The sequence below is a fragment of the Dysgonomonas sp. ZJ709 genome, from assembly GCF_011039195.1.
Taxonomy (GTDB): domain Bacteria; phylum Bacteroidota; class Bacteroidia; order Bacteroidales; family Dysgonomonadaceae; genus Dysgonomonas.
This window is the reverse complement of record NZ_JAAKEM010000004.1, coordinates 1-17445: the sequence shown is the minus strand read 5'-3', so window position 1 is coordinate 17445 and position 17445 is coordinate 1. Positions and strand designations below refer to the sequence as shown.

14 protein-coding genes are annotated in these 17445 nt (G+C 33.9%); 10 read left to right on the top strand and 4 right to left on the bottom strand.

Annotation, left to right across the window (positions count from 1 at the left end; translation table 11 throughout):
• Nucleotides 1-358: 358 nt before the first annotated feature.
• The 3 genes from G7Y56_RS04460 to G7Y56_RS04450 all read right to left on the bottom strand — a co-directional run bounded on the left by G7Y56_RS04460 (nt 359) and on the right by G7Y56_RS04450 (nt 3701).
• Nucleotides 359-946: a phosphoglycerate mutase family protein gene (locus G7Y56_RS04460; RefSeq protein ID WP_165041443.1), complete on the bottom strand. Its 588-nt coding sequence runs from the start codon at nt 944-946 to the stop codon at nt 359-361.
• Nucleotides 947-952: 6 nt separating this feature from the next.
• Complete coding sequence (locus G7Y56_RS04455) at nt 953-2266, bottom strand: ATP-binding protein (protein WP_165041441.1); 1314 nt, start codon at nt 2264-2266, stop codon at nt 953-955.
• A gap of 211 nt (nt 2267-2477) precedes the next feature.
• Nucleotides 2478-3701: a site-specific integrase gene (locus G7Y56_RS04450; protein WP_165041439.1), complete on the bottom strand. Its 1224-nt coding sequence runs from the start codon at nt 3699-3701 to the stop codon at nt 2478-2480.
• Between the two features lie 616 nt (nt 3702-4317).
• Between G7Y56_RS04450 and G7Y56_RS04445 the strand changes: the two genes are divergently transcribed.
• The 8 genes from G7Y56_RS04445 to mobV all read left to right on the top strand — a co-directional run bounded on the left by G7Y56_RS04445 (nt 4318) and on the right by mobV (nt 12791).
• A complete protein-coding gene (locus tag G7Y56_RS04445; RefSeq protein WP_165025930.1) occupies nt 4318-5610 on the top strand; it encodes a site-specific integrase in 1293 nt (430 codons plus the stop codon).
• A gap of 66 nt (nt 5611-5676) precedes the next feature.
• Nucleotides 5677-6741 carry a YhcG family protein gene (locus G7Y56_RS04440; protein WP_165025928.1) on the top strand — a complete coding sequence of 355 codons (1065 nt, stop codon included), beginning with the start codon at nt 5677-5679 and terminating at the stop codon, nt 6739-6741.
• 21 nt (nt 6742-6762) lie between these two features.
• A complete protein-coding gene (locus G7Y56_RS04435; RefSeq protein WP_165041437.1) occupies nt 6763-7830 on the top strand; it encodes a hypothetical protein in 1068 nt (355 codons plus the stop codon).
• A gap of 26 nt (nt 7831-7856) precedes the next feature.
• Nucleotides 7857-8399 carry a signal peptidase II gene (locus G7Y56_RS04430; protein ID WP_165025924.1) on the top strand — a complete coding sequence of 181 codons (543 nt, stop codon included), beginning with the start codon at nt 7857-7859 and terminating at the stop codon, nt 8397-8399.
• A gap of 256 nt (nt 8400-8655) precedes the next feature.
• Nucleotides 8656-8958 carry a DUF3853 family protein gene (locus tag G7Y56_RS04425; RefSeq protein ID WP_165025922.1) on the top strand — a complete coding sequence of 101 codons (303 nt, stop codon included), beginning with the start codon at nt 8656-8658 and terminating at the stop codon, nt 8956-8958.
• Nucleotides 8958-10010, top strand: coding sequence for an AAA family ATPase (locus G7Y56_RS04420; protein ID WP_165041435.1), 1053 nt, complete (start codon nt 8958-8960; stop codon nt 10008-10010). Before G7Y56_RS04425 ends, G7Y56_RS04420 begins: the two co-directional genes overlap by 1 nt.
• A 148-nt stretch (nt 10011-10158) precedes the next feature.
• Nucleotides 10159-11100 carry a toprim domain-containing protein gene (locus G7Y56_RS04415; RefSeq protein ID WP_165025918.1) on the top strand — a complete coding sequence of 314 codons (942 nt, stop codon included), beginning with the start codon at nt 10159-10161 and terminating at the stop codon, nt 11098-11100.
• Between the two features lie 257 nt (nt 11101-11357).
• On the top strand, nt 11358-12791 hold the full coding sequence (mobV, locus tag G7Y56_RS04410; protein WP_165025914.1) for a MobV family relaxase: 1434 nt from the start codon (nt 11358-11360) through the stop codon (nt 12789-12791).
• An 86-nt stretch (nt 12792-12877) separates the two neighbouring features.
• On the opposite strand, the gene G7Y56_RS04405 is transcribed toward mobV, so the two are convergent.
• A complete protein-coding gene (locus G7Y56_RS04405) occupies nt 12878-13270 on the bottom strand; it encodes a hypothetical protein (protein ID WP_165025910.1) in 393 nt (130 codons plus the stop codon).
• Nucleotides 13271-13494: 224 nt separating this feature from the next.
• On the opposite strand from G7Y56_RS04405, the gene G7Y56_RS04400 reads away from it, so the two are divergent.
• Together G7Y56_RS04400 and G7Y56_RS04395 are read left to right on the top strand one after the other, a co-directional pair.
• Nucleotides 13495-14391 (top strand): HEPN domain-containing protein, encoded by an 897-nt coding sequence (locus G7Y56_RS04400; protein ID WP_165025907.1) that lies wholly within the window; start codon nt 13495-13497, stop codon nt 14389-14391.
• A gap of 49 nt (nt 14392-14440) precedes the next feature.
• Nucleotides 14441-17341: an ATP-binding protein gene (locus G7Y56_RS04395; protein ID WP_165041433.1), complete on the top strand. Its 2901-nt coding sequence runs from the start codon at nt 14441-14443 to the stop codon at nt 17339-17341.
• Nucleotides 17342-17445: the final 104 nt, after the last annotated feature.

The following is a 17445-nucleotide window of genomic DNA, read 5'->3' as shown; positions in this document are numbered from 1 at the left end:
GGTGCAGAGTGTGGCTTCATTTTTACTTATATCAATATTGTAGAGTTTATTGAATAATATCCATATGATTATTTTTCAAATTACTCTATCTCTCCATACTCCTTAATCTTCTCCTCACAGATACGTTTAGTTATATCCCTCAATAACTCGACTTTCGAAAAAAACGCATCAATATCCTCTTTACTAGACAAAAAATCAGGATCGTATCTGCCATTTACATAAGTAGCCTTGATAAGTTCGAATAACCGTTTCTCTTTTTTTACTTGTTGAAGGTTACAAAATTTTTACTTTCAGACTGTCATTTTCAATTTGCAAATTTCGGATAGTTATGGCTTGTCTGTAATAATTATCGTTGTAATCATGGTATCCAATCAATAATTCCATTTTTGGGTTGATCTTGTTTCCATTTTATAAAATCGTCATAATCTGTTATACCATATCCAATGACTGCCTGATAGTATTCTATACCCATAATTTTAGTAGTGTCGGGTGTCAGGTATTTTAGTTTTAAAATGGTTTCCCTTGTTTGAGGAGTTAGTACAGCTATTATCCGCTCGGCAACGTTTTCAAAATAACCATCGTAGTGTGATCCTCTTAGGATATGTATCATATCTATTTGCCACGTTTCACCATCAGTGTCCTGATACCATGCGTGCCATTCTATACATTTCTCGTCTGTATCTATCAGGTTGGTATATTCTACTTTTTTTATATGGGGATTAAGTGCCAGTTTGGAGATTGCTTTAAAGCTATTGGCAATATCCAATAAATCGGTATAGATATGGAAATCAATATCCTTGTGCTTCATAAGTAAGCCCATTCTGGTAGAACCGACACGGTTAATTGTAGCTCCGACTGATTCCCATATATTTACTATATTCAGGCTCTCTACTATCGTTTCTGCTTTTGCCTGATTTTTTTCTGCTGTCTCTAAATAGTTTTCCATTTTTGACTAATTTTTTAATTCGAGATAACCCGTCAATTCATTGATAGCATATAAAGGTAGATTTGTCAACCATGTTTCTTCTCTGAAATCTGACATGGATGTACGTATTGCCATCTTAGGTTTATTCTTTTCGACAAAAGCCCGTAAGCTTTTTGCCTGAAGGTTTTCGGCTGCTTTTACTTCTATCGGAACAACCTCATTTTTGTACTGTATAAGTAAATCTATTTCTCCATCCGATTTTTCCGACGACCAATAGAAAATTGAAATTTCTCTGTCTGTAACCAATTGTTGTAAAACATACTGTTCGGTCAAAGCTCCTTTAAATTCGGTAAAAATAAGATTACCTTCAAGTAAGGTTTTTACATCAAGATTAGCCATCGCTCCCAACAAGCCTATATCAAGTAGATACAGTTTAAATGCTCCCATATCTTCATAGGCTTTCAATGGTAAAGCAGGCTTGGATATTCTATTAACCTTATGTATTAAACCGCAATCCATTAGCCAAGATAAAGCTAATTCAAATTCTTTGGCTCTTGCTCCTTGCTTTATCAAGCCGTAAATGAATTTACGGTTTTCTTTTGATAACTGAGCAGGAACAGAATTCCATACCATACGGATACGTGGAACGACATCTGTGGGAGCATGCTTTGAGAAATCCTGTTCGTTAGAATCGAGTATTTGTTGCTGAATTTGGCGTACTTCGCTAAAATCCTGATTCGAAGCAAAATTAGCAACAACTTCGGGCATACCTCCAACATAGTAATATTGCTTTAATAGTTCTATATACTTTGTTTTAAAGGTATTTATCATTTCCCATTGCTGTTTCTGAATTAAATCGGTCAAATTGTGTTCTCTCAATGCTTCTAAAAACTCAGTGAAGCTAAGAGGGTATAAATCGAGAAACTCAACTTTGCCCACTGGAAAAGATGTATTCTCATGTAATGCGATTCCCAGTAAGGACCCTGCTGCTACAATATGGTATTCGGGAGCATTTTCCCGAAAATATTTCAATGAAGTTAACGCTCTCTCTGCTTCCTGAATCTCATCAAATATAATCAGCGTTTTGTTTGGCTCTGGTTTTATTCCTGTTGCGATCTGAATAGCTAATAGGATACGAGGTATATCGAAATCGTTTAAGAATAGCGTTTTTAACTGTTGATTGTCCTCAAAGTTTATATATGCGAAATTCTCATATTCGGTTTTGGCAAATTCCTTCATCAACCAAGTTTTACCAACTTGGCGAGCCCCTCTGATAATAAGAGGTTTTCGTGTCTTTTTTTGTTTCCATTTCTGTAAGAAACTTAATGCTGTTCTTCTCATATATTTGATTACTTCTTTTTTATTTACATTTTTACCCTATGACTTTATGAGCAAATATACACTTTTACCCTATGACTTTGTGATAAAAGATACACTTTTTACATTTCAAGTTGTTTTTTCTGAGTTTTACTTCTGCTATTTATCATTTAAAAACAGTTGTCAAGGAATTCTTGACAACTGCAAATCAAAATCAGATAAGGCTATATGTGTATTATTGTATGCTAGGCTTTTTTTTTCTATTTTTAAAAGCAACCATTTCTTTAGCTATTTTCTCTTCAGTGACTTTAGCATATATCTGGGTCGTTCTAATCTGATTATGCCCTAGCATTTTACTCACAGACTCTATTGACATACCATAGCTTAGGGCGAGGGTTGCAAACGAATGGCGTGCAAGGTGAAATGTAAGATTCTTCGTAATCTCTGCTAAATCAGCAATTTCTTTCAGGTATGCGTTTACCTTTTGATTGGATGGTACTGGAATTATATAACCTGTTTTCTTACAATATTCTTTTGTCTGGTATTTAGCTATAAGTTCTTCTGAAATAGGCATTAGTGGAACTTTAGACAACACATTTGTTTTTCTTCTGTTAATAAATATCCAATTTTGCCCATCAACTCCCTTTACTATATTTTCTTTCCGAAGTTGTTTAATATCTATATAAGCCAAACCTGAATAACAAGCCAGAATGAATGCATCCCGAATAATAGCTAATCGCTCTATCGAAATTTCTTTTTCATGAATTTTCAACACTTCTTCTTCGGTAAGGTATCCTCTTTCAACTGGTTCTATCTTACAAGTGAATTTTCTGAAAGGGTCTTTATCCAACCAATCATTCTTAACGGCTAGATTAACTATAGCTTTCAGATTCTTTAGATACTTCATACTGGTATTATGATTACATTTTCTTGTACGCTTAAAATATATCTCAAAGTCCGATATAAAGTCATAACTCAATTCTGTGATAAGAATATCATCTTTCTTATACTTCTTCTTTAGAAAGGCTTCAATATGTCTCTTGGTTGTCTGATAACGTGTGAGTGTTGCATCTGCATAGCCATTGTCAACCAAATTAGAAATGTTCTGAATATATTTATCACATAACCATAACAGAGACTTGTCTGTAGTTTTGCGACCTCTCATCATATCGGCTATTTTCTGGGGAGTGATATTTTCAGACCTATCAATCAGGTAATGATAACATTCTCTCGCCTTACTGCTGTAAGCATCTAATATGTTATTCACGCTCTTAGAAATAGGGGTGTTTCCAATTGGTCTTCCGTTCAACCATTTCTTTTCTTCAATCCATTCTTTTGTAGAGAATTCGATACGCTTACCATCTACTGTTATTCTCATGTAAATAGGTAATCTACTTTCTTTGTCAGCTTTTTGTTTTTTGATAATAAAGCTTGTTCCAAATGTTTTTAAAGTTTCCATTATACAAATCCGTTTAAATTAATACTTATAAATTCATTCTGATATATTTTGATAATTTTTTAATTATCAACTAATTAAACTTAAGTATTATATCTAAAAAACAGAAATTGAACTGTCAATTTATCAAGGGTTTAGCTTTTTCATCAATATGAATTTTTAGTTGTTTTGAACTGCTTTATTATAGGATAGGTAAAATACATCAAAAAAGGTCACCTATCTGATATAAAACAGTCCGTTTTTTACTAAAAGCTAAACATTGTTAAACTTTTGTTTTATAGACTATTAAATACCTCCTAGGTGACTTTTTTTAATTTTTTATCAGGTCACCTCTGAGGTCACCTGAAATATGTATTTAAACGGATTATTATGGATTGCTTAAAAAAGAAAAATCCGTATAAATCAGACGTTTATACGGATTTGGATTCTTTTGAATTCTGAAAAGTGGAGCTGGAGGTTCTATCTCCTGATCCCTATCTAATTATCATATTGAGTTATTTGTCTTATTATTAGATAAATATAAAATATAATCTTTCAGTAAATTGTCTTAAATAATCGTTTGTTATCTCAAAAAATGGGTGTATATTTGGGTGTTGTTTTTCTTTAATTAAACTCAACCATGAATATAAAACGCAATGTCATTTTCTCATTAGAAAGTAGAAAAAAGAATGGTCTTCCCCTTATAGAAAATGTGCCTATACGAATGAGAGTAGTATATGCTGGGAATCGAATAGAATTCACAACAGGATATCGTATTGATGCCTCCAAATGGGATGAGAAATTACAACGAGTAAAGAATGGTTGCACAAACAAACTTAGACAAACGGCATCTGAAATTAACTCTGATCTTAATGAATATAGTACATGTATTCAGAATATATTTAAGGAGTTTGAAGTTTTAGAAATTACCCCTGAAACTACACAAATCAAAGATGCTTTCAATAAAAAATATAAGAAGAATCAAAATGAAGAAGGATCAAAAGAGGATATACCAACTTTTACTTTCTTCTCAATTTTTGATGAATTTGTTAAAGAATGTGGGATACAAAACAACTGGACTGAGTCAACATATAAAAAATTTAAAACTGTAAAAAATCATTTAACCCAATTTGATGCAGAACTCACATTTGAATCTCTGGATGAATCCCGATTAACAGATTATGTCAATTATCTTAGAAATAAAAAAGACTTTAGAAACAGTTCAATAGAGAAACAACTTAAATTTGTTAAATGGTTTCTTCGATGGTCTATAAAGAAAGAATACAATAACAACAATGCTTTTGATGCATTCAAACCTAAACTAAAAACCACCCAGAAGAAAGTTATTTTCCTAACATGGAACGAACTTTCTAAACTGAGGGAATATACTATTCCTGAAACTAAGAAGTATCTGGAACGAGTACGCGATATATTTTTATTTTGCTGTTTTACCGGACTTCGATATTCTGATGTGTTTAACTTAAAACGGACGGATGTAAAGGAAAATTATATTGAGGTTACAACAGTGAAAACAGCAGATAGTCTGATTATTGAATTAAATAACCATAGCAAAGGTATACTTGAAAAGTACAAGGATGTTCACTTCGAGCACAACAAAGTTCTGCCGGTAATCACAACTCAAAAAGTAAACGATTATTTGAAAGAATTGGGAGAACTAGCCGGAATAGACGAACCCGTTCGTGAAACTTATTATAAAGGAAACAGACGAATTGATGAAGTTACTCCTAAATATGCTTTATTAAGTACCCATGCTGGTCGTAGGACATTTATATGTAATGCTTTATCATTGGGTATTCCTGCACAGGTTGTTATGAAATGGACAGGGCATAGTGATTATAAGGCGATGAAGCCTTATATAGATATCGCAGATGATATAAAAGCCAATGCAATGAGTAAATTCGATCAATTGTGATTATTTTTGTAAAACAAGAACAATTTGGGCAGGAGGTTGCTGCCTGAATTCAACCAATTTAACTATATGCAATTAGATAAGCAAAAACAATTCTCCGACATTATCCAGTTGATTAAACAATCTAGGAACGATGCGTTAATGGCTGTAAACACAGAATTGATTAATCTATATTGGAATGTTGGTAAGTATATTAATAAACAATTGACCAATGCTAGTTGGGGAGATAAAACTGTAGATGAGTTAGCATCCTTTATACAAAAAGAGCACCCGGAAATAAAAGGCTTTAATCGGAGAGGTCTTTATCGGATGAAACAGTTTTATGAAACATACAGTTCCATGTCATTTGTGACATCGCCAATGACACAAAATCAAATCGCTGAAAATCAAGATGTAAAAATTGTGTCATCGGCGATGACACAATTCGATAATATAAAAGAAACTATTTTAACAAAAGTCAGTTGGACACATCATTTGGCGTTAATATCCCGAGCAAAATCAGATGAAGAAAGAGAATTCTACTTGCAGCTTTGTATTAAAGAAAGATATACGGTAAAGGAATTAGACCGCCAAATAGACAGCAGTACATTTGAACGGGTAATGATAAGTAATACAAACATACCCCAAAAGATAAAGAATGAATATCCTGATATTAGGAATAATCTTAAAGACGACTATGTTTTTGAGTTCTTAGGCTTGCCCGACTCCCACGATGAGGGAGATTTGCAAAAAGGGCTAATAAGCAAAATGAAAAATTTCATACTCGAATTGGGAAAAGATTTTTTGTTTATAGGAGATGAATACAGGGTTCAGGTTGGTAATAGCGATTTTTATATTGATTTGCTTTTTTATCATCGGGGACTACAATGTCTGGTCGCCTTCGAACTGAAAGCCGAGAAATTTAAACCGGAACATTTAGGACAACTGAATTTCTATTTAGAAGCATTAGACCGAGATGTGAAGAAGGAGAATGAAAACCCAAGCATAGGGATACTGCTATGTAAAGGCAAAGATAATGAGGTTGTTGAATACTCTTTAAGCCGATACTTATCCCCGACAATGGTTTCGGAGTACAAAACACAACTACCCGACAAGAAGTTATTACAAAGAAAATTACATGAACTATTTAAGTAAAATCCCATAATACAATCAGGCATGGAAAAACTTGAAAGACCTTTATCCGTATTGATAGAATTATTACCTCAATACAGGTTAGTTAACTCTTTATATTGGAACACAATAAATGAGTCTAAATTAAGTTTTCATAATCAATGCCTTATCACAGGTTTTTATAATGAGTTTAAAGACACACTCATTTTTGATAAAACAATTCTAAACTTTATACTTACAACTGATAAAGGAAAACAATTACAGATAATAGAAAGCTTTAGAATAGAAATAGAGAGGAATATGGAAGCATATACCAACAACAATTCCTTCTTTGATAAGTTGGATACATACAATATCTGTGCAGAAAGACCCGATCCGTTTCCACGTGAAATCGAAATACAATTACAAGAAACAAATAACATATGGCAAAAATTAAAAGAGCTAAGAGGTAATTTAGAAGCAGAAAGCTGGAAGGGAAATAAAACAGCTACAGATCGATTATTCAAAGAGGAAGAAGATCTGGATAAACTATACAAAGCAGAACAAAAGAAACTCAATATCCTTTATCAGAAGAAGAAAAAATCTGATAGTAACGCATCCAAGTATGCCGAGAATCTATTCGCGAAGATACACCAATTAAGCACCACCTTCCAGACAATAATCAACAGCTACTTTCCCGTACAACAAGAAACAGTTGAGAGTCCTACTCCTGATATAGAACCAGAGGAAAACCCGATTACTGAACAGTTGGACGACAGCAATGAGCCACCGATAACCGTAAAACCAACCATAGAAGCCGATATGATTTTCAGATCGGACGAAATGTATAACAAATTTCAGAAATTAGAACAAAAGTTAATCACAGACAAATATTTAGATGAGAATTTGATTTGGATTTCCAGACACGATAATAGGACAGTCGATATAAAAAGCCTTGTCACTTTCCTAGTCGGTTTAGTAGAAAACAGGTATTTCCTTCCAAACAAAGACCCTAAAATCAAAATCTTCTTTGAAACACGCTATACTGTTACGATCGGTCAGAACTTTGAAAGACAAAGGAGAATAAAATATTTAAACGAATATCAAACAGTGTTTTTTGAGTATAAATTTTAATTAGAAAATAGAAGACCAAGCATAAGATGAAAACACAGACAATTATTTTATGGATACTCATTTTGATAATTATAGATCAAGTTGTTAAAATTATAATAAACGCTTTTTTCTTAGATTACAATTTTGAAATAATTCCCTCTATATTAGAATTTAAACCTGTATTTAATCAAAAATATAGTTATCTAAATGTTTTATTGAATGAAAAACTTAATATAAACTTCGGATTATTTCCTCACCTTATTTTATTTCTATTCGCAATAAGTATAATCGCTTTTGTATACGATTTTTATAAAAATATTATCAACAGTAAGTTATTAGATTTTGCATTTATGTTATATGTAGCTGGGTGGTCTTGTGCATTAATTGGAAATCTGATATGGACAAAAGGAATTCTTGATTATATTTATTTAAAGCCATTATTTATTTTTGATTTGAAGGACATATACATTAATAGTTTTACGTTTCTACTCCTTCTAGCTTTAATTCAAAATAGGTCTAAAATAAAAGGTGTAAAAATGAGTGATTTCATGCTACAAATAAAAAAGCGATTAAGGATAACTAAGGGTTAAATTACAGAAACAAGTTGTATATATTATCTTAAAATTATACTATTTCCCCTGATATCCTATTTTATACAAGCCCACTACGACCAGATTACGGAATCGTATCAGGGATTATTATCGTAAATCACTCATTATCATTTCTTAAAAATCGACTTAACTACGATTTCCAATCTCCCCTAAAAACTCATATTACCTTCGTGACATCGCATGACGATAGACCGGCCGGCTATCCTATTGCATGAATTTCTAAATTTCAGGTGTTATGAATATTAATGAGTTAAAAGAAAAACCAATCTGGCAAATGACAGGGGAAGAATTGTTATGCCTGTTAAAAAGTGAAGGAGTAAAAGATGCTCCTGTATCTCCTGTAATCGACACATCCAAAAAGTATGTATATGGGATACCGGGTATCTCTAAACTATTTGGGTGCAGTATTCCCACCGCTTGCCGTATCAAAAAGAGCGGGAAGATAGATAAAGCCATTACACAAATCGGCAGAAAGATTATTGTCGATTCGGAACTGGCTATTGAACTGGCAGGACGCAAGAGCGGAGGACGGAGGTAATGCAACAGTCAAAAGCCAATGAGGCAATCCCTGTTTGCGAATTGTGGCAAAAATCACGTTTGTATGTTACAGATCAGTTTTTGCAACCGCCTGTTGTACTCCGAATCGATGATTCCATCATCGGTACTCTGGGTAACTTCAGTGCGTCCACAGGGAAAGCCAAGAGCAAAAAGACATTCAATATCTGTGCCATTGTAGCTTCGGCTTTAACAAATGGCACGGTATTGAATTACCGTTCCGATTTCCCCCATGCTAAGCGGAAAGTCCTGTATGTGGATACTGAACAAAGCCCGTTCCACTGTCAAAGGGTATTAAAGCGGATTCTATCATTGGCTGACTTATCGACCGAGAAACAACCTGATGCACTGGAATTCCTGTGCCTAAGAGGCAGTGACCCGAAAACTCGATTATCTATAATCGAATATGCTATTTATAATATTCCTCATCTGGGGTTAGTCATTATAGATGGTATTCGGGATCTGGTCTATGATATTAACAGTCCGAGTGAATCGACAAGCCTTATAACCAAACTGATGCAGTGGACGGATGAACGGCAAATACATATCCATACCGTTTTGCATCTGAATAAAGGCGACGATAATACCCGAGGACATTTAGGTACGGAGTTGAACAACAAAGCTGAAACCGTTCTGCAAGTCACGAAAGACGATATGGACAAGGATATCAGTTCTGTTGCCTCTATGTATATCCGTGACAGGGATTTTGAGCCTTTCGCTTTTCGCATCAACGAAGACAGTTTGCCCGAACTGATAGAAAACTACCAACCGCAGCAACCCCTGAAAAAGAAAGCATTCGATTATAAGGAAGTATCGGAAGCAAAACACCAGGAAGCATTGGAAGCGGTATTTTCTATCGGAGAAAGTCTTTCCTATGCTTCGCTCATAGAAAGGTTGCGGTTATGCTATACGGATGCAGGCTATGCCTTCGGGGTAAGTAAGGCGAAACAACTGAAGCAGTTTCTGACCAATAAGCGTATGGTTATTCAAAGCGAAGATAAACAGTATCGCTACAATCCAAACTTCTATTATTGATCTCAAACACAGGTTTAGGTTAGTTTGGGTATATATATAATAAACCATACTAACCTACTTCCTACTTCTTTCATTTGCAAACTCTTTGCTGGTGAAAGAAAAAAGATTATTCAATTATCCTATTAATCACTCAAACACAAAATTAGTTATGAACTCAATACAAGCAAAAACAATCAAGATAGTAGATTACCTTTATTCACAGGGAATTGAACCAAAGAAGATACAAGGGAATAACTACTGGTATAGCTCACCCTTACGAAAAGAAGAAACCCCTTCTTTTAAAGTGGACTGCCTACTAAATGTCTGGTACGATCACGGATCAGGTAAAGGAGGTAATATCTTAGACCTTGTTATGGCAATACATAACCTACCTAATATATCAGCAGCACTAAGCCATTTGAGTAAGGAAAGCAATTCTTTTTCCTTTCAACAGCAAGATATCTTAAGTAGTTCTGATAAACGAGATCAGGAAGATAAAGCTATACAGGTAATAAAGGAAATACCCATTTCACACCCGGCATTAATAGATTATATCCAATCCCGTCATATAGATTTGACAGTGGCTCAGCTCTATTGTAAGGAAATACATTACCAAGTACAGGGTAAGAACTATTTCGCCGTAGGATTCCCCAATGATAAAGGAGGATATGAATTAAGCCATAAATCCAATAACGAATCTACTTTCAAAGCCTCGGTATCTCCGAAGCATATAACAACGATCCGAAATAGCAAGGACACCTGTATCGTTTTCGAAGGCTTTATGGACTACCTCTCTTACCTGACCATGAAAAACATCCAACACTCAAAAGCAGATACAGTTATATTAAACTCCATATCCAATCTCTCCAAAGCCATCGATTTTATAACATCCCATCAAAAAGTCTATACCTATCTGGACAATGACCAAGCAGGAAAAAACGCAACCCAGCAGATAAGTAAAACTTGCAAAGCAGTCATAGACAAGTCAACAGACTATGCCAACTACAAAGACCTAAACGAGTGGCTCTGTAAAACCAAGCTAATCGAGAAAGAACAGCAAGTACAAAAACAAGAGCAGATACGCAAACCCTCCAGAGGTTTCAGGCGGTAATCTTCGTCAGCTACCCAACGGGCTTTTAAAGAAAAGCCATAGCTCATTAGGGCATTTTCTTAACGCTTCGTTGCACTCTCACTAAAAAAGCCCTCCTGAGTCAAGGGGTTTCACCCCTTTGAAATCCCCTTGGCGGTCTGTTGACCGCAGTCGCTTTAGCGACCTGAAGAAGGGCTAAAGGTAGAAATAAAGATCGGGAATATTCCCGATTTATATAAGGATAATCAGTAAAATATAAACCGATAATTATTCAAGATATGGGATATGTAGTACTTCATTTACAGAAAGCCAAGGGGAACGATGCCCCCATGTCGGCACATATCGAACGGACAATCGATCCCCATAATGTCGATAAAAACCGTACACACCTCAATAAGGAATTAATATACTTTCCCGAAGGAGTCAATAGCCGGACAGAAGCCATACAGCATAGAATAGAGAATGCGGATATCAAAAGGAAGATATCCAAAGATCAGGTACATGCTATCCGCATTATGCTCTCAGGTACACATGAGGATATGAAAGACATCGAAGAATCAGGAAACCTCGATAACTGGTGTACCGATAATATCGATTGGTTAAAACAGACTTATGGAGAAAAGAACCTTGTATCTGCCGTCTTACATATGGATGAGAAGACACCTCATATTCATGCAACTGTTGTACCTATTGTTACCGGTGAGAGAAGAAAGGTAAAGGACAGCAAGAAACAAGAGGCTAATAAAAAAGCATATAAGAAGAAAAGCAAAGATACCTCCCGATTGTGTGCAGATGATGTAATGGCAAGGAACAAACTTAAAGAATATCAGAACTCGTATGCGGAATGGATGAAACCCTACGGACTGGAACGAGGTGTTGATGGGTCGAAAGCGAAGCATACGGAGACGTATGAGTATTACAGGAATATATTTCTACAAACCGAAACCATCAAAGAGGAAATAGGTTCGTTGCAGCAGGAGAAAGAACAGGAACAACAAGCCGTCAAGCTCTTACAGCAGAAAGAAGCACAAGAACAACTCCGCTTGTCTGCCCTGCAAGAACAGGCTGACAAAAAGCAGAGTGAACTGAAGGAAAACCAAAAACTAGTTCAAGAAGCTAAAACCGAAGTAAAAATGTTGGGTGTGGAAAAATCTTTGAAGAAAACAGCTAAAAATATTTCGGATGGTATAGGATCATTGATGGGAAACCCCAAAGCCAAAAGGCTCGAAGCTCAAAACGATGAGCTAAGACGAGAAATTGAAGCCTTACAGGAAGAGAAGGAAGCTGTCAATAAACAGGCAAAAAAAGACATTGCTGAAAAAGACAGGTCTATTCTTGAAAAGGATAGTACCATCAATATCCTAAAGGGTAAATTGGATAAGCTGTTTGACTGCATACCTGCATTAAAAGAATATGATTTTATATTGAGGCTGTGCGAGACCATCAAATTACCTTATCATATAGCCAAGCAAGCGTTCTCTGGTAAAGATGCCTTTTATACAGGTAAATTGTTCTCTCCCGAACACAGTCAGCATTTTGAGGCTGATAATGCCAAAATAACGATTGACAAAAACTCAAAAGACAATACACCGTTTCTGGCTATTGAGGGAAAAGAGTATAGCGGTTGGTTCAGGGAGCAGAAACAGAAATTCTTTGAGTATTTGGGCATAAAGGTGAATCAACCGAAGAATCAGCAGGGACAGAGAAGGTAAATAAGAATATGGTATAAAGCTACCATTTTGTTAATATTCAGGCAAGATTTAAGATCTTGCCTGAATTATCATAGAAAACCCGATTATCAATAGAAAGACTTAAAGTAGATATCGTCTTTCGTCTTTTCTATGGATATGAATGAATTGGGTAATGTCCATCGGTTCCGAATATAGTCATAATCATACTTACCATTGAGATAAATAATATAGTAACCCAACTCGTCCAGATTGTCAAGGAATATATAAGAAGTGTTGCAGATATTATTCTCATCAAAAGTACAGGATAAAGTCGCCCTCTGGTCATCGAACAGAATATCGATTATATTTTCCTTTACTCCTTTTGCAATGTATTCCTTCACATACATGGGATTGTCGGAGTAGCTTTCTTTGATTTTGTCATGGGATAGCCTTAATACCAGAGAAGAACAATTTATTAGTATTGCACAATATTCGTTTGAGATTGTTTGTTGTGTTGCCATATATATGTCCGCTTTTAAGCCTGATTAGTTAATCAAGCCGATATAAATATTAAGTGATTAATTTATATCTCTGCGGTATTGAGTCGTCAGCCATAATCTTTAGTCAAACTGACAAGAAGCAGGATGTAAATACAAATATACAATTAACAAACAAAAAGTTAATCTTTGTTTTCCTTTTTTCAATATCTTTATATTCTTAATTTTAAGATCATAAATAAAACCCGATGAAGAAATCCATATCATATTTACCTTCAACCAACCAGAGAGACTTACATTTTATTGTCGAGGCTGTTTTACAACGGCTGAAACAAACCGAAATGATAATCCTCTTCGGTAGCTATGCCAGAAATGACTATGTGGTATATGATGAAAAATATGAGTTTGGCAAACTACAGTTTTATGTAAGCGATTATGATATATTAGTTGTCACAAGCGGAGTATCGGATGGAGGAGCAATCAGGTCACTCAGTAATGTAGAAGATTTGTATTATGACAGGGCAAAAGACCCTGACAGACAGCCTCCTGTTCAGTTTATCAGTGAAGACATGAAGAAACTGAACAAGTACCTGAATGATGGGCGATATTTCTATACACAGATAAAGCAAGAGGGTGTTGTATTATATGATAGCGGAAAACACAAATTAGCACGAAGACGCAAACTCAGCTTTGATGAAATAAAACAACAGGCTCAGGAATATTTTATTGATAAGTTTAATTACGCAAACGATTTCTTAGAAGGAGCTAAATTCTATTATGAAAAAGAGAAATATAAATTAGCATCATTCAACTTACATCAAACTTGTGAAAATCTTATTTATGCTATTCGCCTAGTGAATACACTCGAAAACCCAAAACAACATAATCTCACAAAATTATTAAACTCCGTAAAGAAATATTCTAACGAGTTTATCAAAGTCTTTCCACAGGATACAGCAGAAGAAAAACGATTATTCGAGCTTATTAAAGCTGCTTATGTAAATGGACGCTATGATCCTGATTTTGTTGTTACAAAAGAAGATATTGATGCCCTTGTGCCGAAAGTGGAATTGTTGAGGGATATTACGAAGAGGATTTGTGAGGAGAAGATTGGGGAGTATGGGGAGATGGAGTATAGGAAATAATAATTATATAGTAAACACAAAACAAAATACATAAATCTTAAAATCAATCATGATTAAAAAATTAGAAAGATTATTATTTGAAAAGACTGAAGGTTCTCAAAGTGATATATTATATACTCAATGGATTTATGATAAAAGATTAGTACCTAAAGCTTTAAGTTTAATATCAAGCATATTCCCTCATTATAGTATGCATGATCAATCTCATTCGGAGACGATTATTAACAATATTGTAAGGCTAGTTGGAGTTGATACAATTGAACAATTTACGGCTATTGACATTTGGTTTCTTTTAACCTCAGCCTACTATCATGATATTGGTATGGCTATTGATGCGGAAAAATTAGAAAAAGCCTTAAAAAGTGAAGCTTTCATAAACCATATTATTGATATAAAAAATGATAATACTCACTACCTAAATATATATGCAAGCCATTTCCATAAAGAAGGTAAACAGTTAGTTTTAGAAAATAGAGATTTTTCAATAGAGGTATATGACAGTGTTAAATTCCTTTTAGCTGATTACTTTAGAAAATATCACGCAAAGCGTTCGGAGGAAATAATTATTGATCCGATGAAAGAGATTTCATTGAATTCTCCGAGAGGTATTATTCCTCAACGAATTATTAAAATATTGGGAGAAATATGTTCTGTTCATACAGAAGACTTTGAAAAGGTAATGAAGCTACCAATCAAGGAAGTGGGAATTGACACCTATGATGCACATCCACGATATATTGCATGTCTCTTAAGATTAGGAGATTTGCTTGATTTAGACAATAATAGATTCTCTGATGTTTTTTTGCGTACTGTAAAAACCATACCGTATGATTCTTTATTACATAGAGATAAACATTTTTCAATTATTCACTTTAGTGTAGATCAAAAAGAAATTGATATAACAGCTAAATGTATAAGTTATGATGTTGCTACAATAACTCAACACTGGTTTTCTTATATACGAAAAGAGGTTGTTAATCAGATGCTCAACTGGAATAATATTGTACCCAATCTTAATTATGGATATCTGCCTACAATAAAAAATCTGAAAGTAGAACTTGAAGAATGGGAATATATTAATGATAAAGAAAAACCTGTATTTAATGTTGATACCGAAAAAGCCTTGGAGTTACTAAAAGGAACAGGACTATATAGCCATTCTGGACAAAGTATTCGTGAACTATTGCAAAATTCAGTGGATGCTTCATTGATAAGACTTTGGTTAGAGCATCATACAGATGAACAGGCTAAAGATCTTACTCCAAACAACCCGATATTTCAGGAGTGGTGTAAGGAATACCCTATTACAATCAAGTTAGATACAATTAGTGATATTACAACAGAGGAAGACAATCCTAAATGGAAAATTACTATTGAAGATCTGGGTATTGGTATTTCTTTAGATGATTTAAAATTTATATCAACAACAGGGAGTAGTTCTAAAAACAAAAAAAAGAAACAGATAATTGAAGAAATGCCAGAATGGTTAAGACCTTCTGGTGCATTTGGCATAGGCTTTCAAAGTATTTTTATGCTAGCAGATGTCGTTTCTATAAAGACAAAAAGCCTTATAGAACAAACGGAATTAATGATCGAACTGACAAATCCCGAATCGAAAAGAAAGGGCGAAATATTAATTAAAAAGCTTCCCCCATCTTACAAAACTAAGCCTGGAACCTTTTTATCATTCAATACAGAATACAGTAAATTGGATACAAATGAATCTTCAGGTAAATATTACTACAGGCTAGGACGCAGATACATGATTGAAGATGTTGATCCATTTAATATAAGTAAAGGGTCAATAGAGATGAAAGTAATAATAAAAGAAATACAAGATTTTGCAAAACAAAATTATTTTCATATCAGATTGATTATTGATGGGAAAACAGTCAGTGAAGAAAATAAGAAAGATATTTCTTTCGGCTTTGAATATTTCAATAAGGAACATAATCTTCATTTCAATATTGTAAATAGTGGAAAACCAAACAACCCCAATGAAGTTTATTATAAGAATCAGCTAATTAACAATAGTTCTAACGATCTTAGATTTTTAGGTAGCCAAGTAAATATATTGAAGAATGATACGTCGAATATTATTTCCATTAACAGAAATTACATATTGCCTTCGTATGTCAAAGATTTCGATAAAGAAAGGTTAGAATGCATATTCAAAATAATACCAGAATATGTAAAAAGTAATAAGTTGAATGACTTGCAGAAACAAAAAGTTAGCATGTTTATTCATTTTTACTGGGAAGAAGATTTTGCTAAGTATTTTAAAAAAGAAGAATACCAAGAGTGGCAAAATTATCAAATTCTAATAAATGGAAAAGGTAAAATCTCTCTTAAGGAAATATTCGATAAAACTGAAAATATAATTATAAATCTAATAGATGAAGATGAAGCAAATGAAGCAAATGATATTTTTTACAAATTACCAACTTTTGAAATGGAAGGTTCTAACTTAGAATTGACATTCGAGAGTACCGATGATATAATGGCTTTTATTCTTCACATTATAAAAAAGAATTATCCGTATATTAAGGAAGAATTAGATGAAAATAATAGAAGCTATATAAGAAGATTTATCAGATCAAAAACAGAATCACAATTATTTAATCAAGATGCAGTAATAAAATATATAACTGGAAAATTCTGTGATTGGTTCTCTCCGTCATTAGAAAGATATATTTTGCCTTGTGATACAAAGTATATTAAATTGAGACTAAGACAAGATTTAAAGATTTCTTATTTTGATAAGCATTATATTAGAGAATTTATTTCAGACCATTTCCCCATGATGATGTCTCCATATTCATTAAAATCAAGCTCCTCTGGTGATCAAATAAATGATGAATCAGATCAAATAGTTAAACTAATTGTAGAAAAATCGGTAACAGAATCGTTATATGATTGGACTTACATGTATAATATAATTGAAAAGTAGTCCACTAAAATAATTGAAAAGTATACCACCGGTTAAGTAAAATCCGCTAGAGCTTCTAATAAAGCCCTGCATTTTACTAACAAATATTAACATTATAAATTCCT

Excerpts from the sequence above, each read along its gene's own strand:
- mobV (WP_165025914.1), top strand. The coding sequence starts at position 11,358 with ATGGGATATGTAGTACTTCATTTACAGAAAGCCAAGGGGAACGATGCC.
- G7Y56_RS04415 (WP_165025918.1), top strand. The coding sequence starts at position 10,159 with ATGAACTCAATACAAGCAAAAACAATCAAGATAGTAGATTACCTTTAT.
- G7Y56_RS04445 (WP_165025930.1), top strand. The coding sequence starts at position 4,318 with ATGAATATAAAACGCAATGTCATTTTCTCATTAGAAAGTAGAAAAAAG.
- G7Y56_RS04460 (WP_165041443.1), bottom strand. The coding sequence starts at position 946 with ATGGAAAACTATTTAGAGACAGCAGAAAAAAATCAGGCAAAAGCAGAA.
- G7Y56_RS04435 (WP_165041437.1), top strand. The coding sequence starts at position 6,763 with ATGGAAAAACTTGAAAGACCTTTATCCGTATTGATAGAATTATTACCT.
- G7Y56_RS04400 (WP_165025907.1), top strand. The coding sequence starts at position 13,495 with ATGAAGAAATCCATATCATATTTACCTTCAACCAACCAGAGAGACTTA.
- G7Y56_RS04440 (WP_165025928.1), top strand. The coding sequence starts at position 5,677 with ATGCAATTAGATAAGCAAAAACAATTCTCCGACATTATCCAGTTGATT.
- G7Y56_RS04450 (WP_165041439.1), bottom strand. The coding sequence starts at position 3,701 with ATGGAAACTTTAAAAACATTTGGAACAAGCTTTATTATCAAAAAACAA.
- G7Y56_RS04420 (WP_165041435.1), top strand. The coding sequence starts at position 8,958 with ATGCAACAGTCAAAAGCCAATGAGGCAATCCCTGTTTGCGAATTGTGG.
- G7Y56_RS04425 (WP_165025922.1), top strand. The coding sequence starts at position 8,656 with ATGAATATTAATGAGTTAAAAGAAAAACCAATCTGGCAAATGACAGGG.
- G7Y56_RS04395 (WP_165041433.1), top strand. The coding sequence starts at position 14,441 with ATGATTAAAAAATTAGAAAGATTATTATTTGAAAAGACTGAAGGTTCT.
- G7Y56_RS04405 (WP_165025910.1), bottom strand. The coding sequence starts at position 13,270 with ATGGCAACACAACAAACAATCTCAAACGAATATTGTGCAATACTAATA.
- G7Y56_RS04430 (WP_165025924.1), top strand. The coding sequence starts at position 7,857 with ATGAAAACACAGACAATTATTTTATGGATACTCATTTTGATAATTATA.
- G7Y56_RS04455 (WP_165041441.1), bottom strand. The coding sequence starts at position 2,266 with ATGAGAAGAACAGCATTAAGTTTCTTACAGAAATGGAAACAAAAAAAG.